Origin of the sequence: Streptomyces shaanxiensis (assembly GCF_039537145.1) — a bacterium.
GTDB lineage: Bacteria > Actinomycetota > Actinomycetes > Streptomycetales > Streptomycetaceae > Streptomyces > Streptomyces shaanxiensis.
Genome location: NZ_BAAAZY010000007.1, coordinates 191,304 through 213,142 on the forward strand (window position 1 = coordinate 191,304; position 21,839 = coordinate 213,142).

Sequence of the window (21,839 nt, forward strand, 5' to 3'; positions counted from 1 at the left end):
CCGGACCTCCTATGCCCGCATGCTCACCGCCCGGCGACCCGGTGGGATCACCCGGAACAGGTGATGTGGGCCCGGGGCGCCAGCAGTGAGATGCCTCCGTGAGCGGTAGGAAGCCCGCTCGGACGTCCGGCACGCCCGATCGTCCCCGTCCGGCGGCTCAGCGGTGGGCGGCGCGCCTGGCCCTGCTGGTCGCGGCCGCCGCGCTCGCCCTGCTGCTGACGGCCGCCGGGGTCAGGAGCCTCGCACTGCTGGTCGTCGGCCTGGCGGGGCTCGCCGCCACCGCGGCCGCGCTGTGGTGGGCCCTCTCCCGGCACGGCCCGGCCCGGGTGCTCGCCGCCGCGATCGCCGCGCTGCTGCCGATCGTGGTGCTGCTGCGCCTCGCGGCAGTGGGCCTGCTGTGGGCCGTGCTGGCGACCCTGGCGCTGTGGGCCGTGGCGATGCTGATCGGACGGACCGCCCTGCGCACCGACGCCGGGCGGACGCACCCCCGGCAGCACGCGACCCCACCGCCCGCAGCGCCGTTCCTCATCATGAACCCGCGCTCAGGGGGCGGAAAGGTCGGCAGACACGACCTGGTGGCCAAGGCGCGGGCCCTGGGCGCCGAGGTCGCCGTACTCGATCCGGCTCACCCGCAGGACGTCGCCGACCTGGCCCGACGGGCCGTGGCGCGGGGCGCGGACCTGCTGGGGGTCGCCGGAGGGGACGGCACCCAGGCGCTGGTGGCGGGGGTGGCGGCACGGCACGGCCTGCCGTTCGTGGTGATCTCCGCCGGCACCCGCAACCACTTCGCCATGGACCTCGGCCTCGACCGCAGCGACCCGTCGGCCTGTCTCGACGCCCTCACCGACGGGGTCGAACTCCGCGTCGACCTGGGCCTCATCGGTGAGCGCGTCTTCGTGAACAACGCGTCCTTCGGCGTGTACGCGGCGGTCGTGCAGAGCCCCGCCTACCGCGACGACAAGGTGAACACCATCCTCCGGGAGCTCCCGGACCTGCTGACCCATCAGGTCGGGCCGCGGCTGACCGTGCACGCGGGCGAGGTGGTCGTCGACGCTCCCCAAGGGGTCCTGATCAGCAACAACCCCTACCAGCTGGGCGACGCCGCCGGCCTCGGCCGACGCCCGCGGCTGGACTCCGGCGTCCTCGGTGTCCTCGGCATCAAGGTCGACAACGCCGCCCAGGCGGCCGGACTGCTGCGGGGCCGGCAGGCGCGCGGACTCACCCTGCTGACCGGGACCGAGGTGGTGGTCGGCTCCGACGCCCCCGAGATCCCGGTCGGCGTCGACGGCGAGGCGCTCCTGCTGCGCACGCCGGTCACCTGCCGCGTCGCGCCCGGCGCCCTGCGCGTGCGGGTGCCGCGCGAGCGGCCGGGAGTGCCCGGGGCGCGGCCGCGGATGGACTGGCGGGCCCTGGGCCGACTGGCGTTCCCAAGGTCGCTTCCCTCAGGTAGCCACACCCACTGAGATTCGCGAAAGCGAACCATCTGCGTGCGCCACCGAACGGTTCACGTGCACCACCATTTACGTGCACCACCACAGGAAGCGGTCGCAGGTCTCCGACGGCGTCGGGTCCGGGGTCGGGTCCGCCGTGGTCGGGTCCGCCGTCGGCGCCTGGGTCTCCGGATCGGACGTGGGAGCGGGTGCCGAGGTGGACGTACCGGAACCGCCGCTGCCCGTGGTCGCCGACTGGCCGCCCTTGTCGGGGGTCTTGTCCTCGTCGTCCTTCTTCTTGTCCTCGTCCTTCGGCGACTTCGAAGCCGAGGGGGACGTGGACGGACCCGGGGACGGTGAGCCGTCCGTGCGTGTCGTCCCGTCCGTCGCGTCCGGGGACGCGGACACCTCTTCCGACACCGCGCCCTCGGCGGACTCGTCCCCGGCCGCCGCCGGCTTCGGGCTGCTGCCGGGGGCGTCCATGCCGAGCTCGGCGAGGCTCAGACCGCCCGCGGCCAGGACGAACCCCGCGGCGACCAGCAGGGCCCGGCGACGGCGGCGCCGATGCGCGGCGGCCTTGCGATCGCGACGGCTCACACCACCCGCGGACTCGTCGTCGTCCAGGTCGTCGTCATCGAGGTCGTCGTCGTAACGGTCGTCGTCGTGGTGACGGTCGTCGTCGTTCGCACGCTCACGCCCCTCATCACGGTCGTCACGGTCGTCGCGAGCGTCGCCGTCGGCCGGGTACGCGCTCTCAGGGGCGGCGTACTCGTCCTGGTACTCACCACCGCCGTACGCGCCGCTTCCGTACTCGCCACCGCCGTACTCGCCACCGGCATACGCGACACCCCCGTACTGCCCCGCATACCCGTCGTACGAGTACCCGGCGCCCTGCACGGGCGTCTGGGCCGGTATCTGCTGGGTCATGGGCGGCATCTGGGGATACGCGTCACCCGCGCCCGCGTGCACGCGTAGCTGTTCGATCGTGGCGCCGCACCCGGGGCAGGCGAGGGCGCCATTCAGGTGCCGTCGGCACGGGTGGCAGTAGTCCATGACGCGGGAAGACTAAGGAACCGACGCATACCTTTCCTAGCGGCTGCTGTGAAGGTTGTGTGCGGAACTGGCGTTTCCGGTTTGGTCGGTGGGGGTCAAGCCCGACTATTCGGCGCGATCCTCCGCGCCGGGTCCGTACGGCAACTCAGGTGGCCCGTACGGCAACGCAGAATGGCCCGTCGCACGCAAGCCGTGCGACGGGCCACCTCGGCCCAAGTGCCGGGCACCGGCCTATGTTTGCTTGCGCGTCGTCATCGCCCGCTGGATCAGGATGAACGCGCCCAGCAGCACACCCGTGGCGATCTTCGTCCACCAGGAGCTGAGCGTGCCCTCGAACTGGATGATGGTCTTGATCAGGCCCAGTACGAGGACGCCGAACAGGGTGCCCAGGACGTAACCGGAGCCGCCCGTCAGCAGTGTGCCGCCGATGACGACCGCGGCGATCGCGTCGAGTTCCATGCCGACGGCGTGCAGCGGGTCACCGGACTGGATGTACAGCATGAACAACAGGCCGGCCAGCGCCGAGCAGAAGCCGCTCACCGTGTACACGGCGATCTTCGTGCCGCCCAGCGGAAGCCCCATCAGCAGCGCCGACTGCTCGTTGCCGCCGATCGCGTACACCCGGCGGCCGAAGCGCGTGTAGTGGAGGATGTAGAAGGCGGCGGCGAGGACGACCAGGGCGACGAGGGCGCCGATCGACATCTCCCCCAGTCCGATCGACACCCGGGTCTGGGCCATGCTGCTCACCGTGGAGTCGCTGATGGAGATGGACTCCTTGCTGATGACCAGGCACAGGCCCCGGAAGAGGAAGAGGCCGGCGAGGGTCACGATGAACGGCTGGATCTCGAAGTTGTGGATCACATAGCCCATGAGGAAGCCGCCGAACGCGCCCACTCCCAGGGCGAGCGGGATGACCAGCAGCAGCGGCAGTCCCTGACGCTCCACCAGCCACGCCGTGAACATGGTGGTGAAGCCGATCAGCGAGCCGACGGACAGGTCGATGCCGCCGGCCATGATGACAAAGGTGGCGCCGACGGCGGCGACCAGCAGATAGCCGTTGTCGATGAACAGGTTGAGGAAGACCTGCGGTTCGCCGAAACCGTAGTTCTGGTAGCGGCTGATACCGCCGATGTACATCGCGAGGAACAGGCCGACCGTGACCAGGACGGGCAGCCGCCGGTCGCCGAGCAGGCGGGCGGCCATGGACGCCTGTGCCGGCTTGGACGCCGTACGGCCTTCCGCCGCCGCGGGGGTCTTGGTGGTCGCGCTCATCGCGACACCTCCATCTTCGGGGCGGCGTCGGCCGGGGTGGCGGGCTCCGCCGGGGCGGTGGTCCGGGCGCGTCCCTTCGCGCCGAAGACCTTGGCCCGGAACTTCGGGGACTGCAGCAGGCAGACGACGATGACGACGGCGGCCTTGAAGACCAGGTTGGTCTGGGTGGGCACGCCGATGGTGTAGATCGTGGTGGTCAGGGTCTGGATGACGAGGGCGCCGATCACGGTGCCGCCGATGGAGAACCGGCCGCCGAGCAGCGAGGTGCCGCCGATGACGACCGCGAGGATCGCGTCCAGCTCGATCCACAGGCCGGCGTTGTTGCCGTCCGCGGCCGAGGTGTTGGAGCTGATCATCAGGCCGGCGATGCCCGCGCACAGGGCGCAGAACATGTACACCATGATCTTGATGCGCATGGAGCGGATGCCGACCAGGCGGCTGGCCTCGGCGTTGCCGCCGACCGACTCGACGAGCAGGCCGAGCGCGGTGCGGCGGGTCAGGGCCACGGTGACGGCCACGACGGCGGCCACCACGAAGATGGAGAAGGGCAGGGTCAGCCAGTAGCCGCCGCCGATGAGCTTGTACGGCTCGCTGTTGATGGTGATGATCTGGCCGTCGGTGATCAGCTGGGCGACCCCGCGTCCGGCGACCATGATGATGAGGGTCGCGATGATCGGCTGGATGCCCATCCGGGCGACCAGGAAGCCGTTCCACAGGCCGCAGACCACGGCCGCCACCAGGCCGATGCCCATGGCGAGGAAGACCCCCGCCAGCGCGTTCTGATCGGCCTGGTCGCTGATGTACGAACAGGTCAGGGCGCCGGTGATGGCGACCACGGCGCCGACGGAGAGGTCGATGCCCCCGGTGGCGATGACCAGGGTCATGCCGACCGCCACCAGGATCAGCGGCGAGCCGAACAGCACGATCGAGACGAGGCTGCCGTAGAGGTGGCCGTCCGCCATCCGGATCGCGAAGAAGTCGGGTGTGAAGGGGACGTTGACGAGCAGCAGGGCGATCAGGACCGCGACCGGCCAGAACAGGTGGTGGTGCGTCAGTGCTCGCCAGCGGGAGGGGGTGGTCGCTGATGGGGTACTCACTGGTGCTCTCCGCTCGCGATGGTCTCCAGGATCTTGCTGGTGGTGATCTCCGGCCCGTTGGTCAGCTGTGCCACGAGCTTGCGGTCGCGCAGCACTCCGATGGTGTGGCTGAGCCGGAGCACCTCCTCCAGTTCGGCCGCGATGTACAGCACGGACATGCCGTCCTCGGAGAGGGAGACCACGAGCTTCTGGATCTCGGCCTTGGCGCCGACGTCGATGCCGCGCGTGGGCTCGTCGAGGATCAGCAGCTTCGGCTGGGTGATCAGCCAGCGGGCGAGCAGCACCTTCTGCTGGTTGCCGCCGCTCAACTGGCCCACGCGGGCCTCGGGGTTGGCGGGGCGGATGTCGAGGGCCTTGATGTACTTGGCGACGAGTTCGTCGCGCTGGGAGGCCGGGATGGGCCGGGTCCAGCCGCGGGACGCCTGGAGAGCGAGGATGATGTTCTCGCGCACCGTGAGATCGGGGACGAGGCCCTCGGTCTTGCGGTTCTCCGAGCAGAACGCGACACCGGCGCCGATGGCGTCGTTGGGGGCGCTCATCGAGACCTGCTTGCCGGCGATGGTCACCTTGCCGCTGTCGGGCTGGTCGGCGCCGAACAGCAGCCGGGCCAGTTCGGTGCGGCCCGAGCCGAGCAGTCCGGCGAGGCCGAGCACCTCGCCCTTCTTGATCTCCAGGTCGAAGGGGGCGATACCGCCGGTGCGGCCGAGGCCCTCGGCCTTGACGAGCGTCTCGCCGACGTCGGAGCGCAGCTGGTGCTCGTGCAGCCCCTCCAGCTGGTCCAGGGCCTTGCCGATCATCAGCTCGATCAGCCCGACCTGGTCGAGGTCGGCCACCATGTGCTCGCCGACCAGGGTGCCGTTGCGCAGCACGGTCATGCGGTCGCAGATCTCGTAGATCTGGTCGAGGAAGTGCGACACGAAGAGGATCGCGACGCCCTCGTCCCGCAGCCGCCGCATCAGGCGGAAGAGTTCGAGGACCTCGTCGCGGTCGAGGCTGGAGGTGGGCTCGTCCAGGACGAGCACCTTGGTGCCGGAGCCCTCGCCGTCGCTGTCGCCGTGGCCCACCGACCGTACGATCGCGACCAGTTGCTGCACGGCCAGCGGGTACGAGGACAGCGGCGCCGTCACGTCGATGTCGAGGCCGAGGCGGTCGACCATCTCCGCGGCTTCCTTGCGGATCCGCTTCCACTGGATGCGGCCCGCGCGGGTGGGTTCACGGCCGATGAAGATGTTCTCCGCCACCGAGAGGTTGGGGCAGAGGTTGACCTCCTGGTAGACCGTGCTGATCCCGGCGTGCTGCGCCTGCAGCGGGCTGCCGATCCGCACAGCCTTGCCGTCGAGGGTGATGGTGCCGCCGTCCAGGGGGTGCACCCCGGTCAGCACCTTGATGAGGGTGGACTTCCCGGCTCCGTTCTCGCCCATGAGGGCGTGGATCTCGCCGGGGAAGAGCCGGAAGTCGACGCCCGACAGAGCCCGTACCCCCGGAAATTCTTTGACTATGCCCGTCATCTCCAGGACGGGCCGCGGCTCTGCCATGGCAGCGCTCCTCGCGATATGGGTTCAGGCCCGCAGGGAGCCTTCCGGGCCGGATGGTCGCCGGTCGGCCGGAGGCTCCCTGCCGGTGGGTGCGGTCGGTCAGTACTTGCGGGTGGGGAGCGCGTCCTTGGCCTGGTCCTGCATGAAGTCGCTCTCCTCGGTCTTGATCCAGCGCTCGACCTTCTCGCCGGCGTGGACCTTCTTCACGACCTCCATCAGCTGGGGGCCGAGCAGCGGGTTGCACTCGACGATCGCGTTGATCTTGCCTTCGGACATGGCGATGAAGCCGTCCTTCACACCGTCGACCGTGACGATGAGGATGTCCTTGCCGGGCTTCTTGCCGGCCGCCTCGATGGCCTGGATGGCGCCGAGACCCATGTCGTCGTTGTGCGCGAACAGCACGTCGATGTCCGGGTTGGACTGCAGGAAGGCCTGCATGACCTGCTTGCCGCCGGCGCGGGTGAAGTCACCGGTCTGGCTGGCGACGATCTCCCAGTCGTCCTTGTGCTCCGCGTCCATGACCTCCTTGAAGCCCTTGGCGCGCTCGATCGCGGGGGCGGCACCGGTGGTGCCCTCCAGCTGAGCGATCTTCACCTTGCCCTTGTGGCCGGCCTTCTCCAGAACCTTCTCCAGGATCTTGGCGGCGCGGCGGCCCTCGTCGGTGAAGTCGGAGCCGACCAGGGTGACGAACAGGGACTCGTCGCTCTCGACGGACCGGTCGGTCAGGACGACCGGGATCTTCGCCGCCTGGGCCTCCTTGAGCACGGCGTCCCAGCCCTTGACGACCACCGGCGAGAAGGCGATGACGTCCACCTTCTGCGCGATGAAGCTGCGGATCGCGGAGATCTGGTTCTCCGGCTTCTGCTGCGCGTCGGAGAACTGCAGTCTGAAGCCCGCCTCCTTGGCGGCCGCCTTCACCGAGTCGGTGTTGGCGGTGCGCCAGCCGCTCTCGGAGCCGACCTGGGCGAAGCCGAGGGTGATCGCCTTGCTGCCGCCGCCGGAGGAGTCGCCGGAGGAGCCGTCCTCCTTGGCGCAGGCCGCCAGACCGGCCGTGGCCGCCACGCCGACCGCCGCGGTGAGGAAGTTCCTTCTGTTGAGCATGTCTTCTCCTTTGAAGAGCCGGCCCGGGGATGGACCGCTGGTACTCGGTTGGTACTCGTGTGGACCGGCTGCGCCGCGTCCAGCCTGTCGATCATCGTTCGAAATCTCGGCCACGCTTGCCCGAAAGGCGAAAGGCGACCTGGTGGTGCGATGTCAGCCGGGAGCGGCTCCCAGTTGAGGAAGGTACGGGAACGTGCTTGCGCGGACGACGAGTTGGGGTTCGATGGAGACCTGGGACGCCCCGGAGGGGGTACGGCCCTCGATCAGGTCCAGCAGCAGGGCGATGCTCCGCTTGCCCACCGTCGCGAAGTCCTGCCGGACGGTGGTGAGCGGCGGGGCGAAGAACTCCGACTCCGGAATGTCGTCAAAGCCGGCCACCGCGACGTCCTGGGGCGTACGCACGCCCGCCTCACGCAGCGCCCGCAACACCCCCAGCGCCATCTGGTCGTTGGCCACGAAGACGGCAGTCAGGCCGCGCCCCACCCAGCCCGCCAGTTCCTGGCCGGCCCGGTAGCCCGACAGCGGGCTCCAGTCCCCCCGCAGCAGCATCGGTGGTTCCACGTCCGCCTCTTCGAGGGTCGCCCGCCAGCCCTCGACCCGGTCCACCGCCTCCTGCCAGTCCTCGGGCCCGGCGAGATGCCAGACCCTGCGGTGGCCTGCGGCGAGCAGATGGCCGGTGGCCAACCGTGCGCCCAGATTCTGATCCACGTTGACGCTGGGGACTCCGGCGCCCGAGCCGGTGCCCACGGCCACCACCGGGAACGGGTGGCGGAGTTCGGCGAGGGCCTCGACCGCCGACCGCTGCGGGGCGATGGCGATGACCCCCTCCACCCCGCCCTCGCTGAGGCGGTCCAGGGCCTCGGACAGCGTCTCCACCGTCAGCCTGCGCAGACTGACCGTCGAGACCAGATAGCCCTCGGCACGCGCCGCCTCCTCCAGCGCGAACAACGTACTGGCCGGACCGTAGAGCGTGGTGTTGGAGGCGACCACACCCAGGGTCCGGGTGCGCCGGGTCGCCAGGGCCCGTGCGGAGAAGTTGCGGCGGTAGCCCATCTCCTCGATCGCGCGCAGCACCTTGGCCCGTGTCTCGTCCCGCACATTGGGGTGGTCCCCCAGCACGCGGGACACGGTCTGGTGGGACACACCGGCCTGGCGTGCCACGTCGGCCATGGTGGGCGGCCGAAGCTGCGAGCGGGTCACAGCCGCACCTCCTTGGCGGACGTCTGCCGATAAGACCTGTACCGAGGGCCGATCGTTCGGCGCCGGCGGCGTCATGCCGGTGTTCCGGAAGGACCAACGGCACGGGGCGGGAAAGCGAGTTGAAGCACTGCTGACACGACGCTCATACCTCCTTGCATGCCGTCGGGGCCGACTGGTGAATGCGGACGTATTGTGAGCGCTAACAATTCATGCCGGTCAAGAGGGCTACGTCAGAGAAGTCGTCACGGTTGGATAACGCGACGGGCGCCGGAGGTTGCGGGGCCGAGGGCGTTTTACCTGGTCAGGAGCCATCCGAGTACCCGCCGGGAGAGGATGCATGCGCCCTCGAAGAGTCCGGCGACCCTCGTGGCACACCCTGTCGCATCCGCCTCGCCGGCCGTCTCCACGCCGCATCGAAACCGTTGTTTGTAGACCCATTGACACTCGCATGTGGTCGTCCCTACTGTCGCGACCAGCATTTCGAACGAGTGCCGATATTTCGAACAGACCGAAGAGGACAGGGAGTACCGTGCGCATCACGGGAATCAGCACACACGTGGTCGGAACGCCGTGGCGGAACCTGACCTACGTCCAGGTGCACACCGACGAGGGACTCACCGGCGTCGGCGAGACCCGCATGCTGGGCCACACCGACGCGCTGCTCGGCTATCTGCACGAGGCGAAGACCAATCACATTCTCGGCTCCGACCCGTTCGCTGTCGAGGACCTCGTCAAGCGGATGAAGTACGGCGACTACGGGCGCGCCGGCGAGATCGTCATGTCCGGCATCGCCGTGATCGAGATGGCCTGCTGGGACATCAAGGGCAAGGCCCTCGGGGTGCCGGTCTGGCAGCTCCTCGGCGGCAAGGTCACCGACAAGGTCAAGGCGTACGCCAACGGCTGGTACACCACCGAGCGGACGCCCGAGGCGTACCACAAGGCGGCCCAGGGGGTCATGGAGCGCGGTTACCGGGCGCTCAAGATCGACCCGTTCGGGACGGGCCACTTCGAGCTCGACCACGAGCAGAGCCTCTACGCGGTCTCCCTGATCGAGGCCGTGCGCGACGCCATCGGCCCGGACGCCGAGCTGATGCTGGAGATGCACGGCCGGTTCTCCCCCGCCACGGCCGTCCGCCTGGCCAAGGAGCTGGCGCCCTTCAAGCCCGCGTGGCTGGAGGAGCCGGTGCCGCCGGAGAACCTGAAGGCGCTGGAGAAGGTCGCCGCCAAGGTCGACATGCCGGTCGCCACGGGTGAGCGCATCCACGACCGCATCGAGTTCCGGGAGCTCTTCGAGAGCCAGGCCGTGGACATCATCCAGCCGGACGTCGGCCACATCGGCGGTATCTGGGAGACCCGTAAGCTGGCCGCCACCGCCGAGACGCACTACATGCTGGTCGCGCCCCACAACGTGGGCGGGCCCGTGCTGACCGCCGCCTCCCTGCAGGTCGGCTTCACCGCCCCCAACTTCAAGATCCTTGAGCACTTCAACGACTTCGCGGACGCGGAGATCAAGAAGGTCGTCAAGGGCGCCCCCCAGGTGAACCCCGAGGACGGCTGCTTCCACCTCTCCCACGAGCCCGGTCTCGGTGTGGAGCTGGACGTCGACGCCGCCGCGGAGTTCCCGCAGCAGCAGGCCCGGTTCGACCTGTGGGCCGACGGCTGGGAGCAGCGCAAGCCCAAGGGCACTGAGTGAGCGCCCACACCCGCCGGCCCGGGAGGACCCAGTGAGCACCGCCGTCGTGATCGAGGCTCCGGGCGAGCACCGGCTCGTCCCGCACGAGCCCCGGCAGCCGGAAGCGGGCGAGGCCCTGGTCCGGGTGCACGCCTCGGGGATCTGCGGCAGTGACCGCGAGGTCTTCCAGGGCAACCGGCCGGAGGGGTACGTCCGCTATCCGCTCACGCCGGGCCACGAGTGGTCCGGGACGGTGGCGGCGGTCGGTGACGGCGTCCCTGCGAGCCTGGTGGGCCGCAAGGTCGTGGGCGAGGGCTTCCGGAACTGCCAGGTCTGCGACCGCTGCCACGCGGGCGAGACCACACTGTGCACGGCGGGCTACGAGGAGACCGGCTTCACCCAGCCGGGCGCCATGGCCACCACACTCACGCTTCCGGCCCGGCTGCTGCACGTGCTGCCGGACGACGCGGATCTGACGGCGGCGGCGCTGCTGGAGCCGGCCGCGTGCATCGCGGCCGCCGCGCTCAAGGCGAACGCGGTGCCGGGCGAGCGGGTGGCCGTGGTGGGCACGGGGACGCTCGGTATGTTCGCCGTTCAGTTCCTGAAGGCGGGCTCACCGGCCGAGCTGCTCGTCGTGGGGACGCGTCCGGACCGGGCCGAGCTCTCGAAGAAGTTCGGCGCAACGGACTTTCGAACCAAGAACGCCGATGGTTCAGGACTCCCTGACGACTTCGACGTCGTCATCGAGACCGCCGGGTCCGCGGACGCGGCGCGCACCGCCGCCGCCCTGCTGCGCCGCGGTGGACGGCTGGTCCTGACGGGCATCCCGGCGCCGGGCGCGGACGGGCTCGACCCGACCGATCTCGTCGTACGGCAACTGGAGGTGCAGACCGTGTTCGGCGCGGCGCCGGATGCCTGGGCACACACCGTGCGGGTCTTCGGGGCGGGTCTCCTCGACCCGCTGCCGCTGGTCACGCACGAGCTGCCGCTGGAGGAGTTCGCGCAGGCCATCGAGTTGGTGGGGTCCGGCGACCCGAAGGTCGGAAAGGTCCTGCTGCGGCCATGACACACCCCTGAGCCGTACGCCGGTACGGGGTACCTGACGACTTCGTACCGGCGTACACCCAAAGCCCCGCACGACCAGAGCCGCGACCGTCGTCCGAAATATCGAACATAAGGACAGCTTGTGACCGACACCACCGCTCCGACGCCGCGCCGACCCGGCGAGCAGGCTCTCGCCGCACTCGGCCTGGGAGCACCCGCCCTCGACCCCTCCGACGCCTCTCCGCACACCTTCCCCGGCGGCGGCCGCTGGCGCACCGAGGTCCCCTCCGTGGAGGGCCCCGAGGCGCTCGCCGTGGTCCTCAAGGAGTCCTCGCGGCTCGATGTGCCGGTCCACCGGATCAGCCAGGGCAGCGGTATCTGGATGCTCACCGACGCCGAGATCACCGAGATGGTGGAGGCGACCGCCGAACGCGACATCGAGCTCTGCCTGTTCACCGGCCCGCGCGGCACCTGGGACATCGGCGGCTCCACCCGCACCGACTCCAAGGGCGGCGGACTGCGCGCCCGGGGCCACGACGCGGTCGCCGGGTGCGTCGAGGACGCCGTACGCGCAACCGAGCTGGGCGTGAAGTGCCTCCTCGTCGCCGACGAGGGTGTGCTGTGGACGCTGCACCGGGCACGGGTCGCGGGGATCCTGCCGGCCGACACGACGCTCAAGGTGTCGGCGCTGATCGGTCCGGTCAACCCGACGGCGTACGCCGTCTACGAGAACCTCGGCGGCGACTCGATCAACGTGCCGAGCGATCTGACGCTGGATCACCTCACCGAGATCCGCCGGGTCTCCGCCGCCCCCATGGACATGTACATCGAGGCCCCCGACGATCTCGGCGGTTACATCCGGATGTACGAGGTCGCCGAGCTGATCCGGCGCGGCGCACCGCTGTATCTGAAGTTCGGGCTCTCCAAGGCCCCCGGGATCTATCCCTACGGGCACCACATGAGGGACCTGACGCTGGCCACCGCCAAGGAACGCGTACGGCGCGGACGACTGGCGTTGGACCTCCTCGCACGGCACGGAGCTGACGGCGACATGGCGCCTCTCGGTTCACGGCTGCCCGGAACGCTGAAGCGATTCGAAACTCCCGCATAACGTTCCGGACAAACCCCCTTCACAGAAGAAGACGCAGTCGAACACAATCCCACACACCTTCGGTCTACTCCGTTCAGCACTCGAAGCGTCTTCGCATCGCCAGACCGAGCCCTGCTCACAACATCAAGGATGATGACCATGCGTAACCGCAGAGCCGCACTCGCCGCCATAGCCGGAGCCGCCTCCCTCGCCCTCACCCTGTCCGCCTGTGGCCAGAGCGGTGAGGGCGGCAGCAAGGAGGAGGCCGGTGACACCAAGGGCGGGACCATCGGCATCGCGATGCCGACCAAGTCCTCCGAGCGCTGGATCGCCGACGGCAAGAACGTCGTCGCGGACCTGGAGTCCAAGGGCTACAAGACCACCCTGGTCTACGGCGAGGACGACCCGGACCAGCAGGTCTCGCAGATCGAGAACCTCATCACGCAGGGCGTGAAGGCGCTGATCGTCGCGGCCATCGACAACAAGTCGATGAACAACGTGCTCCAGCAGGCCGCCGACGCCAATATTCCGGTGATCTCCTACGACCGCCTCATCCTCGGCACCGAGAACGTCGACTACTACGCGTCGTTCGACAACGAGAAGGTCGGCGAGCTCCAGGCCAACTACATCGTCGAGAAGCTCGGCCTGAAGGACGGCTCCAAGAAGGGCCCGTTCAACATCGAGCTGTTCGCCGGCTCCAACGACGACAACAACACCCGCTACTTCTTCGGCGGGGCGATGAAGGTCCTGCAGCCCTACATCGACAAGAAGCAGCTCGTCGTCCGCTCCGGCCAGACCAAGCTGACCCAGGTCACCACCCTGCGCTGGGACGGCGGCACCGCCCAGAAGCGCATGGACGACATCCTGACCTCGGCGTACAAGAACGAGCGCGTCGACGCGGTCCTCTCGCCCTACGACGGCATCTCCATCGGCATCCTGTCGGCGCTGAAGTCGGACGACTACGGCTCCAAGAGCAAGCCGCTGCCGGTCGTCACCGGCCAGGACGCCGAGGTCGCCTCGGTGAAGTCGATCATCGCCGACGAGCAGTCGATGACCGTCTACAAGGACACCCGTGAGCTCGCCAAGGTGGCCTCGAACATGGTCGACGCGGTGCTCAACGACAAGAAGCCCGAGGTCAACGACACCAAGACCTACGACAACGGCTCGAAGGTCGTCCCCGCCTACCTGCTCACCCCGGTCAGCGTGGACAAGACCAACTACCAGAAGGAGGTCGTCGACTCCGGCTACATCAAGGAGAGCGACCTCAAGTAACCGCCGGCCCACTCTGATTGGAAGGCACGACCATGGCGGGACCCGTCCTGGAAATGCGCTCGATCGTCAAGACCTTTCCCGGCGTCAAGGCGCTCTCGGACGTCACACTGACCGTCCAGCAGGGCGAGGTCCACGCCATCTGCGGGGAGAACGGCGCCGGTAAGTCGACCCTGATGAAGGTCCTCTCCGGCGTCCACCCGCACGGAACCTACGAGGGGGACATCCTCTTCGAGGGCGATGTCTGCGAGTTCAAGGACATCCGGGCGAGCGAGCATCGCGGCATCGTCATCATCCACCAGGAGCTGGCGCTGTCGCCGTTCCTCTCCCTCGCGGAGAACATCTTCCTCGGCAACGAGCACGCCAAGGGCGGGTTCATCGACTGGCGGGAGACCCTGCGGCACGCCACCGAGCTGTTGCGCCGGGTCGGTCTCAGCGACCACCCCGACACCCGCGTCGCCGACATCGGCGTGGGCAAGCAGCAGCTCGTGGAGATCGCGAAGGCGCTGTCGAAGAAGGTGAAGCTGCTCATCCTGGATGAGCCGACGGCGGCCCTGAACGACGAGGACAGCGACAAACTCCTGGATCTGATCCTGGAGTTGAAGAAGCAGGGCATCACCTCGATCATCATCTCCCACAAGCTCAACGAGATCCGCAAGGTCGCCGACTCGGTGACGATCCTCCGCGACGGCCAGACCATCGAGACCCTCGATGTGAAGGCACCGGAGACCACCGAGGACCGGATCATCAGCGGCATGGTCGGCCGGGACTTGGAGCACCGCTTCCCCGACCGCACCCCGCACGACCCGGAGGAGGGCGCGGCCCCCGCCCTGGAGATCCGCAACTGGACCGTGCACCACCCGATCGACCAGCAGCGCAAGGTCGTCGACGACGTGTCGATCCAGGTGCGGCGTGGCGAGATCGTCGGCATCGCGGGCCTGATGGGCGCCGGCCGCACCGAACTCGCGATGAGCGTCTTCGGGCGCACCTACGGCCGTTACGCGGGCGGCACGGTCCTCAAGGACGGCAAGGAGATCCGTACGAAGTCCGTCCCCGAGGCGGTCAAGCACGGCATCGCGTACGTCACCGAGGACCGCAAGCACTACGGCCTCAACCTCATCGACACCATCAACCGCAACATCTCGCTCAGCGCGCTGGGCAAGGTCGCCAAGCGAGGCGTGGTCGACGAGCACGAGGAGCGGCAGGTCGCCGAGGGCTTCCGCAAGTCCATGAACATCAAGGCGCCGACCGTCTTCGAGCCGGTGGGCAAGCTGTCCGGCGGAAACCAGCAGAAGGTCGTCCTCAGCAAGTGGATCTTCGCGGGTCCCGATGTGCTGATTCTGGACGAGCCGACGCGCGGCATCGACGTCGGTGCCAAGTACGAGATCTACACGGTCATCGACCAGCTGGCCGCCCAGGGCAAGGCGGTCGTCTTCATCTCCTCCGAGCTGCCGGAGCTGCTCGGCATGTGTGACCGCATCTACACGATGGCCGCGGGGCGGCTGACCGGTGAGTTCTCGCGGGCCGAGGCCTCGCAGGAATCGCTGATGCGTCAGATGACAAAGGACAAAGAGGTATCCCGATGAGCACGGATGTGACCGCCAAGACCCCGGCCCCCGCGCCGCCGGGCAAGAGCGGAGGGGCCGCGGGCGACGGCCTGCTCCAGCTGGTGCTGGAGGGCATGCGCCGCAACATGCGGCAGTACGGCATGCTGATCGCCCTCGGCCTGATCGTGGTGCTGTTCGCCGTGTGGACCGACGGTGACCTGCTGCTGCCGCGCAACGTCTCCAACCTGGTGCTGCAGAACAGCTACATCCTGATCCTCGCGATCGGCATGATGCTGGTCATCATCGCGGGCCACATCGACCTGTCGGTCGGCTCACTGACGGCGTTCATCGGCTCGATGGCCGCGGTCTTCATGGTCAAGAACGATCTGCCATGGCCGGTCGCCGTCATCCTCTGCCTCGCGATGGGCGCCCTCGCGGGTGCCGCACAAGGGTTCTTCATCGCGTACGGCGGCATACCATCCTTCATCGTGACCCTGGCGGGCATGCTGATCTTCCGCGGTCTGACGGAGATCTTCCTGGAGGGCCAGACGCTCGGCCCGTTCCCGGAGGGTCTGCAGAAGGTCTCCAACGGCTTCCTGCCCGAGGTCGGCCCGAACACCAACTATCACAACCTCACCCTGTTGCTGGGCTTCGCGATGATCGCGTTCGTGGTCTTCCAGGAGTTCCGGGACCGCCGCCGGCAGCAGGAGTTCTCCCTCGACGTCCCGCCCTTCAACCTGTTCCTGCTGAAGCTGGTCGCGCTCGGCGCCGCCATCCTCACGCTGACGATGCTGCTGGCCAGCTACAAGGGCGCCCCGATCGTGCTGCTCGTCCTGGGCGTATTGCTCGTCGGCTTCGGCTACGTCATGCGCAACGCGATCATCGGCCGCCACATCTACGCGATCGGCGGCAACCTGCCCGCGGCCAAGCTGTCGGGTGTGAAGGACAAGAAGGTCACCTTCCTGGTCTTCCTGAACATGGGCATGCTCGCGGCCCTGGCGGGTCTGGTCTTCGCCGCCCGCTTCAACGCCGCCTCTCCCAAGGCCGGCCTCAACTTCGAGCTGGAGGCCATCGCGGCCTCGTTCATCGGCGGCGCGTCGATGAGCGGTGGCGTCGGCACCGTCCTCGGCGCGATCATCGGTGGCCTGGTCCTGGGCGTGCTGAACAACGGTATGAACCTCGTCGGCATCGGCACCGACTGGCAGCAGGTCATCAAGGGCCTGGTGCTGCTGGCGGCGGTCGGGTTCGACGTATGGAACAAGCGCAAGGTCGGTTCGTAAGTGCAGCAGGAGGGCCCCGCCGGAAGGCGGGGCCCTGTTCCTTTCAGCGACGGAGGCAATACGCCGGTGAAGTCCCTCTTCGGCACTCTCGCCGACGGCACCGAGGTCTACAGCTGGTCGCTGGCCAACGGCGGCACCCGCCTGAAGGTCCTCTCCTACGGCGGCATCGTGCAGTCGCTGGAGATCCCGGACCGCCGCGGACGGCTCGCCAACGTCTCCCTGGGCTTCGACGACATCGAGGACTACGTCGCCAAGAGCCCGTACTTCGGCGCCCTGATCGGCCGGTACGGCAACCGCATCGACAAGGGCCGGTTCACCCTCGACGGCAAGACCTACCAGGTCGACGTCAACGACGGCGTGAACAGCCTGCACGGCGGCGCCAAGGGCTTCGACAAGCACGTGTGGGACATCGAGCCGTTCACCAAGGGCTCGGACGTCGGCCTGTACCTGTACCGCACCTCCGTCGACGGCGAGATGGGCTACCCGGGCACGCTCAAGGTGAAGGTGACGTACACCCTCACCCGGCACGGCGACTGGCGCATCGACTACGAGGCCACCACCGACAAGGCCACCGTCGTCAACCTCACCAGCCACGTGTACTGGAACCTCGCCGGCGAGGGCAGCGGCACGATCGAGAACCACGAGCTGAAGATCGCCGCGTCCCGCTACACCCCCGTCGACTCGGGCCTCATCCCCACCGGTGAGCCGGCCCCCGTCGCGGGCACCCCCTTCGACTTCCGCCGCACCAAGCGCATAGGCGAGGACCTGCGCGAGGCCGACCAGCAACTGCTGTACGCCAAGGGCATCGACCACAACTGGGTGCTCGACAAGGGCATCTCGCCGCGCCCCGAGTGGATCGCCACGCTCAAGGACCCGTCCTCCGGCCGCACCCTGCGGATGGCGACCACCGAGCCGGGCCTGCAGTTCTACTCCGGCAACTTCCTCGACGGCACCCTCGTCGGCCCGTCCGGCCGCACCTACCGGCAGGGCGACGCGCTGTGCCTGGAAACGCAGCACTTTCCGGACTCGCCGAACAAGTCGGCGTTCCCGTCGACGGTGCTGCGACCTGGGCAGACGTACCGTTCGACGACGGTGCACTCGTTCAGCTGCTGATCTGCCGCTGACGCTTCTTCACAGGTGGCACACAAGTTCTCACCGTTTTCTCAGTGGTTGAACAGCGCCACCCCAGCCTCCGTATGTATGGGCGGCCCGTGCTCCCCCGCGCGGGCCACCCAAACACGGAGGTTCCATGGCCGACAACGTCACCTCGCTGTTCCGCAGCACCGCGGCACACAGCCCGTCCATGGCGGCGCTGACGCGGGAGGGCGGCGACGGAGCCGGTCCGGTCGACTTCTGCATTCCCTGCAACCCGTACTTCCCCACGCCCGAGATGTTCGATCACATGGCGGCGCGGTTGCGGGACATCATCACGTACTACCCGAGCAGCGCCGACACGATCACGTCCGAGTTGTGCAGCCTGCTCCAGCTTCCGCCGCAGTGCGTGGCGATGGGCAACGGCTCCACGGAGCTGATCACCTGGATCGACCATCTGATGGTCCGGGAGTCCCTCGCCATCCCCGTCCCCACGTTCGGCCGCTGGACCGACCAGCCCATGGAGACCGGCAAGCGGGTCGACATGTTCCCGCTCCAGGAGTCCAGCGGCTTCGCCCTGGACCTCGCCCAGTACGCCGAGTTCATCCGGGCCAGGGGGACCCGGGTGGCGGTCATCTGCAACCCGAACAACCCCGACGGCGGCTTCCTGCACAAGCACGCGCTCGTGCAGTTCATGGACGCGATGGCCGACCTGGACCTGGTCATCATCGACGAGTCCTTTCTGGAGTTCGCCGACGCCGAGCAGGAGCCGTCGGTCGTCCAGGAGGCCATGCTGCGGCCGAACGTCATCGTGCTGCGCAGCCTCGGCAAGAACTTCGGTCTGCACGGCATCCGCTTCGGCTACCTGGTCGCCAACCCGGCGCTCGCGGGCATGGTCCGCTCGATGCTGCCGAAGTGGAATCTCAACTCCTTCGCCGAGCACGTGGTGTTCATGCTCAAGGAGCACGGCCCCGAGTACGCGCAGAGCCTTCAGATGGTGCGCCGGGACCGCCTCGACATGGCCAGCCAGCTCGCCGCGCTGCCCGGTCTGACGGTGTACCCGTCCCAGGGCAACTTCCTCTTCGTGCGCCTCCCCGTGGGCGCCGAGGGCACCGTGGTCCGCGACCGGCTGCTCACCGAGCACCGGATCCTGGTCCGCGAGTGCGGCAACAAGATCGGTTCGTCCAGCCGCTTCCTGCGACTCGTGGTGCGCCCCCAGGTGGACGTGCGTCGCCTGGTGTCCGGCCTGGAGCAGGTGCTCTACGGGTCCAGGAGGGGAGCCGCCGTACCCGAGCTGGGTACAGGGACCAACTACAGCTCGGGTACGGCGGCCGTGGACCGTTTGGTCAGCTCCACCAACGGTGCGGGGATGCAGGGCCTTGCCGCTCAGGCCATGGGTGCCGGGGCCGGGATGCCTGCGGCGGCTCAGCCGCAGCCGGCCGCTGCCGCCGCGGCGATGCCGATGCCGGCGCCTGTCGCTCCGGCACCGATGCCGGCGCCGGCTCCGGTGGCGCCGATGCCCGCGCCCGCCCCCGCCGCTCCGGCGCCGTTCCCGTCGCCGGTGGCCCCCGCCGCGGCGGCGATGCCCGGGCCCACCCCGCCGGGGGTACCGGCCCGGGGCGGGCTGACGGCCGCGCAGGTACGGGGTACTACGGGGCCCGGCCTGGCCCCCGCCCCGGCGACCGGGTGGCCCAACAGTCAGAGCTGGCCCAATGCGGCGGGGATGGGGCAGGTCGGGTAAGACCTCGCTAAGCCGGGTTCAGCCGCCACTGCTGGCAGTTGTTGCCCAGCCAGCTCCACTGGCGTACGTCCGCCCCGTCCGCCGTCCCGCAGTTCGCCACGTCCGCCACCTTGCCGGTGGCCTGGTTGGCGATCCGGACGTAGCCGCTGTCCGTGGCGATGAAGCGGAAGCGCTGGCAGGTGTTGTTCAGCCAGGACCACTGGCGCAGGTCGGCGCCGTCGGCGGAGGAACAGTTCTCGGTGTCGAGGACCTTGCCGGTGGCGACGTTGACCAGGCGGCTGGTGTCGTCGCCCTGGTCCTCGATCCGCCACTTCTGGTTGTTGCCACCGCTGCACGTCCACTGCCGGACATTGGCCCCGTCGGCCGTCGAACTCCCGGCCACGTCAAGGCACTTGCCGCTGTTGCGGTTGGTGATGGTGTACGTCGTCGAGGTGGCCGACGGCTCACCGGACGGGCCGGTCATGCTCGTCCCGAGCGCGACGGGCGTACCGAGGTTCGGTGTGCCGTCGGAGTTCCAGGTGAACTTCTGCGCCCGTGCCGTACGCCCGTTGTCGCAGCCGTCGCTCGCGCTGTCGTTGGCGTGGTAGACGATCCAGCTCTCGGTGCCGTCGGGGGACGTGAAGAAGCCGTTGTGGCCGGGGCCGTAGACGCCCGCGGAGTCGTTGCGCTGGAAGACGGGCGTGGACTTCTTGGTCCAGGAGGCGGCGGACAGCGGATCGGAGCCGGTCAGGGTCAGCTGGCCCAGCTTGTAGTCGGGTGTCCAGCAGCCGCTGCCCGAGTAGATGAGGAAGGTCCGCCCGCCGCGCTGGAGTATCTCCGGGCCCTCGTTGACCGTGCCGTTGCGCTCCCAGTCGTAGGTCGGCGTGGAGACGGTGGAGAAGCCGGTGGCGAGGGTGTACGGGTTCGACATCCGGGCCGCGACGAGGTTCTGCGTACCGCCGCCGCTCGCACTGCCGAACAGGTACAGCTGCCCGTTGATGGTGGCCACCGTCGGGTCCAGCATCCAGGCGGAGTTGAGCTGGTTCCGGTAGGTGTACGGCCCCATGGGGTCGGAGCCGGCGCTCTCCAGGACGTGGGTGCGCTGGGTCGGGTTGTAGTCGGAGATGTTCTGCCCGGCAACGTAGTAGAGGTACCAGCGGCCGTTGATGAAGTGCATCTCGGGCGCCCAGATGTTGCAGCAGCGGCTGGCCGCGTCGCCCTTCCACACCTCGACGCTGGGCGCGGTCGCGAGGCCCGCGAGGGTGGGCGACTTGCGCATGGTGATGACGTCGGTCCAACTCGTCGCCACCAGGTAGTAGTTGCCGTTGTGGTACGAGATCCAGGGGTCGGCCCCCTTCTGCGCCTTGATCGGGTTGGCGAAGGATGCCGCGCTCGCGGACGGCTGCCCGAGCGACAGGGCCAGCAGCAGCGCTGCCAGCAGGGTCAGTAGGCGACGGGCCATCCGGTGCTCCAGTTCAGTAGGTTGACGCCCAGCTTGGGCGTGCCGTTGTCGTTGCCGTCGTAGTAGTGGTAGACGATCAGGTCCCCGTCGACGTCGTTCATGATCGACTGACCGCCGGGGCCGATGACGCTGCCGTGCGACTCGAGGACCGGCGTCCCGCCGTTGTTCATCATCGAGACGCCGTTCTTGTCGACGTACGGCCCGGTGACGCTGCCGGCACGGCCGACCTTCACCTTGTAGGTGCTGCTGGGGCCGGCGCAGCAGGTGTCGTAGGAGGCGAAGAGGTAGTAGTAGCCGCCCCGTTTGACGATGAAGGGCGCCTCGACGGCCTTGGTGCCGGTCGGGCGGGAGGCGAGCGAGTACCGGGTGGTGTTGGAGGAGAGCTGTTTCCCGGTGGAGGGGTTGATCTGGATCATCTTGATGCCCGTCCACCAACTGCCGAAGGACAGCCACCACTTGCCGTCGTCGTCGACGAAGAGGTTCGGGTCGATGGCGTTGTAGTCGCTGGAGGAGCTGGACGTGTAGACGGTGCCGTAGTCCGTCCAGCTGCCCGGTTGACCGGTCGTGGAACCGGCGACGCCGATGGCGGAGGTGTTCGAGCCGAACTTCGAGACGGAGTAGTACATCAGGTACTTGCCGCCGTGGTACGAGATGTCCGGCGCCCAGGCCTCCGGCACGGAGGAGTAGGTCGACCACCAGCCGGGGCGGCTGCCGAAGGCGTCGGCGCCCGCGCTGAAGGCGGTGCGGTCGGACGACGTCTTGTTGGCGATGCCGCCGCCGGTGGCGTAGAGCAGGTACTGCCCGGACGAGGTGCGGATCATCGCCGGGTCGTGCGTGACGACGGAGCCGGTGACCCGGCCGGGGTTGGGGTAGGCCGAAGCCGAGGAAGGGATGAGGGCGAGCAGGACGGCGGCGGGGAGGGCGAGGAGGGTCGTGCGCTTGCGGCTCATGCGGACACTCCTGTTCGCTGGTTCG

16 protein-coding genes and 2 pseudogenes are annotated in these 21,839 nt (G+C 68.7%); 9 read left to right on the plus strand and 9 right to left on the minus strand.

What is annotated here, in order from left to right; genetic code table 11:
• Positions 1–98: 98 nt before the first annotated feature.
• Positions 99–1,463, plus strand: coding sequence for a diacylglycerol/lipid kinase family protein (locus ABD932_RS10020; protein ID WP_345010836.1), 1,365 nt, complete (start codon positions 99–101; stop codon positions 1,461–1,463).
• Positions 1,464–1,520: 57 nt separating this feature from the next.
• Here ABD932_RS10020 and ABD932_RS10025 read toward each other — a convergent pair whose 3' ends face one another.
• From ABD932_RS10025 to ABD932_RS10050, 7 genes and pseudogenes are all read right to left on the minus strand, one after another.
• Positions 1,521–2,357: an SCO2400 family protein gene (locus ABD932_RS10025; RefSeq protein WP_425587445.1), complete on the minus strand. Its 837-nt coding sequence runs from the start codon at positions 2,355–2,357 to the stop codon at positions 1,521–1,523.
• A 51-nt stretch (positions 2,358–2,408) separates the two neighbouring features.
• Positions 2,409–2,483, minus strand: a pseudogene (locus tag ABD932_RS43950) (SCO2400 family protein); the annotation flags it as partial.
• 231 nt (positions 2,484–2,714) lie between these two features.
• A complete protein-coding gene (gene yjfF / locus ABD932_RS10030) occupies positions 2,715–3,755 on the minus strand; it encodes a galactofuranose ABC transporter, permease protein YjfF (RefSeq protein ID WP_345010840.1) in 1,041 nt (346 codons plus the stop codon).
• Positions 3,752–4,852: an ABC transporter permease gene (locus ABD932_RS10035; RefSeq protein WP_048582369.1), complete on the minus strand. Its 1,101-nt coding sequence runs from the start codon at positions 4,850–4,852 to the stop codon at positions 3,752–3,754. Before ABD932_RS10035 ends, yjfF begins: the two co-directional genes overlap by 4 nt.
• Positions 4,849–6,387 carry a sugar ABC transporter ATP-binding protein gene (locus ABD932_RS10040; RefSeq protein ID WP_345010843.1) on the minus strand — a complete coding sequence of 513 codons (1,539 nt, stop codon included), beginning with the start codon at positions 6,385–6,387 and terminating at the stop codon, positions 4,849–4,851. The genes ABD932_RS10035 and ABD932_RS10040 overlap by 4 nt, the downstream gene beginning before the upstream one ends.
• Before the next feature lie 99 nt (positions 6,388–6,486).
• Positions 6,487–7,488: an ABC transporter substrate-binding protein gene (locus tag ABD932_RS10045; RefSeq protein WP_345010845.1), complete on the minus strand. Its 1,002-nt coding sequence runs from the start codon at positions 7,486–7,488 to the stop codon at positions 6,487–6,489.
• A 153-nt stretch (positions 7,489–7,641) separates the two neighbouring features.
• A complete protein-coding gene (locus ABD932_RS10050; RefSeq protein WP_345010847.1) occupies positions 7,642–8,688 on the minus strand; it encodes a LacI family DNA-binding transcriptional regulator in 1,047 nt (348 codons plus the stop codon).
• Positions 8,689–9,217: 529 nt separating this feature from the next.
• On the opposite strand from ABD932_RS10050, the gene ABD932_RS10055 reads away from it, so the two are divergent.
• The 8 genes and pseudogenes from ABD932_RS10055 to ABD932_RS10090 all read left to right on the plus strand — a co-directional run bounded on the left by ABD932_RS10055 (position 9,218) and on the right by ABD932_RS10090 (position 19,423).
• A complete protein-coding gene (locus ABD932_RS10055; RefSeq protein WP_048582372.1) occupies positions 9,218–10,381 on the plus strand; it encodes a mandelate racemase/muconate lactonizing enzyme family protein in 1,164 nt (387 codons plus the stop codon).
• Between the two features lie 31 nt (positions 10,382–10,412).
• Positions 10,413–11,426, plus strand: coding sequence for a zinc-dependent alcohol dehydrogenase (locus ABD932_RS10060; RefSeq protein WP_345010850.1), 1,014 nt, complete (start codon positions 10,413–10,415; stop codon positions 11,424–11,426).
• 120 nt (positions 11,427–11,546) lie between these two features.
• Positions 11,547–12,515 carry a glycosyltransferase family protein gene (locus tag ABD932_RS10065; RefSeq protein ID WP_345010852.1) on the plus strand — a complete coding sequence of 323 codons (969 nt, stop codon included), beginning with the start codon at positions 11,547–11,549 and terminating at the stop codon, positions 12,513–12,515.
• Between the two features lie 138 nt (positions 12,516–12,653).
• The gene (chvE, locus tag ABD932_RS10070; protein WP_425587433.1) at positions 12,654–13,766 is read left to right on the plus strand and encodes a multiple monosaccharide ABC transporter substrate-binding protein; all 1,113 of its coding nucleotides are present in this window, start codon (positions 12,654–12,656) and stop codon (positions 13,764–13,766) included.
• 32 nt (positions 13,767–13,798) lie between these two features.
• The gene (mmsA, locus tag ABD932_RS10075) at positions 13,799–15,349 is read left to right on the plus strand and encodes a multiple monosaccharide ABC transporter ATP-binding protein (protein ID WP_345010856.1); all 1,551 of its coding nucleotides are present in this window, start codon (positions 13,799–13,801) and stop codon (positions 15,347–15,349) included.
• Positions 15,346–16,590 (plus strand): multiple monosaccharide ABC transporter permease, encoded by a 1,245-nt coding sequence (mmsB, locus tag ABD932_RS10080; protein WP_345010858.1) that lies wholly within the window; start codon positions 15,346–15,348, stop codon positions 16,588–16,590. Before mmsA ends, mmsB begins: the two co-directional genes overlap by 4 nt.
• Before the next feature lie 51 nt (positions 16,591–16,641).
• Positions 16,642–17,703: pseudogene (locus ABD932_RS10085) on the plus strand (aldose epimerase family protein); the annotation flags it as partial.
• 136 nt (positions 17,704–17,839) lie between these two features.
• Positions 17,840–19,423, plus strand: a complete 1,584-nt coding sequence (locus ABD932_RS10090) for a pyridoxal phosphate-dependent aminotransferase (RefSeq protein ID WP_345010860.1) — start codon at positions 17,840–17,842, stop codon at positions 19,421–19,423.
• Positions 19,424–19,430: 7 nt separating this feature from the next.
• Here the strand turns inward: ABD932_RS10090 and ABD932_RS10095 are convergent, their stop codons facing one another.
• Both ABD932_RS10095 and ABD932_RS10100 read right to left on the minus strand, forming a co-directional pair.
• Positions 19,431–20,864 carry a family 43 glycosylhydrolase gene (locus tag ABD932_RS10095; RefSeq protein WP_345010862.1) on the minus strand — a complete coding sequence of 478 codons (1,434 nt, stop codon included), beginning with the start codon at positions 20,862–20,864 and terminating at the stop codon, positions 19,431–19,433.
• Positions 20,846–21,814 carry an arabinan endo-1,5-alpha-L-arabinosidase gene (locus ABD932_RS10100; RefSeq protein ID WP_345010864.1) on the minus strand — a complete coding sequence of 323 codons (969 nt, stop codon included), beginning with the start codon at positions 21,812–21,814 and terminating at the stop codon, positions 20,846–20,848. Before ABD932_RS10100 ends, ABD932_RS10095 begins: the two co-directional genes overlap by 19 nt.
• Positions 21,815–21,839 lie beyond the last annotated feature (25 nt).

Excerpts from the sequence above, each read along its gene's own strand:
- ABD932_RS10025 (WP_425587445.1), bottom strand. The coding sequence starts at position 2,357 with ATGACCCAGCAGATACCGGCCCAGACGCCCGTGCAGGGCGCCGGGTAC.
- yjfF (WP_345010840.1), bottom strand. The coding sequence starts at position 3,755 with ATGAGCGCGACCACCAAGACCCCCGCGGCGGCGGAAGGCCGTACGGCG.
- ABD932_RS10040 (WP_345010843.1), bottom strand. The coding sequence starts at position 6,387 with ATGGCAGAGCCGCGGCCCGTCCTGGAGATGACGGGCATAGTCAAAGAA.
- ABD932_RS10045 (WP_345010845.1), bottom strand. The coding sequence starts at position 7,488 with ATGCTCAACAGAAGGAACTTCCTCACCGCGGCGGTCGGCGTGGCGGCC.
- chvE (WP_425587433.1), top strand. The coding sequence starts at position 12,654 with ATGCGTAACCGCAGAGCCGCACTCGCCGCCATAGCCGGAGCCGCCTCC.
- mmsA (WP_345010856.1), top strand. The coding sequence starts at position 13,799 with ATGGCGGGACCCGTCCTGGAAATGCGCTCGATCGTCAAGACCTTTCCC.
- mmsB (WP_345010858.1), top strand. The coding sequence starts at position 15,346 with ATGAGCACGGATGTGACCGCCAAGACCCCGGCCCCCGCGCCGCCGGGC.
- ABD932_RS10090 (WP_345010860.1), top strand. The coding sequence starts at position 17,840 with ATGGCCGACAACGTCACCTCGCTGTTCCGCAGCACCGCGGCACACAGC.
- ABD932_RS10095 (WP_345010862.1), bottom strand. The coding sequence starts at position 20,864 with ATGGCCCGTCGCCTACTGACCCTGCTGGCAGCGCTGCTGCTGGCCCTG.
- ABD932_RS10100 (WP_345010864.1), bottom strand. The coding sequence starts at position 21,814 with ATGAGCCGCAAGCGCACGACCCTCCTCGCCCTCCCCGCCGCCGTCCTG.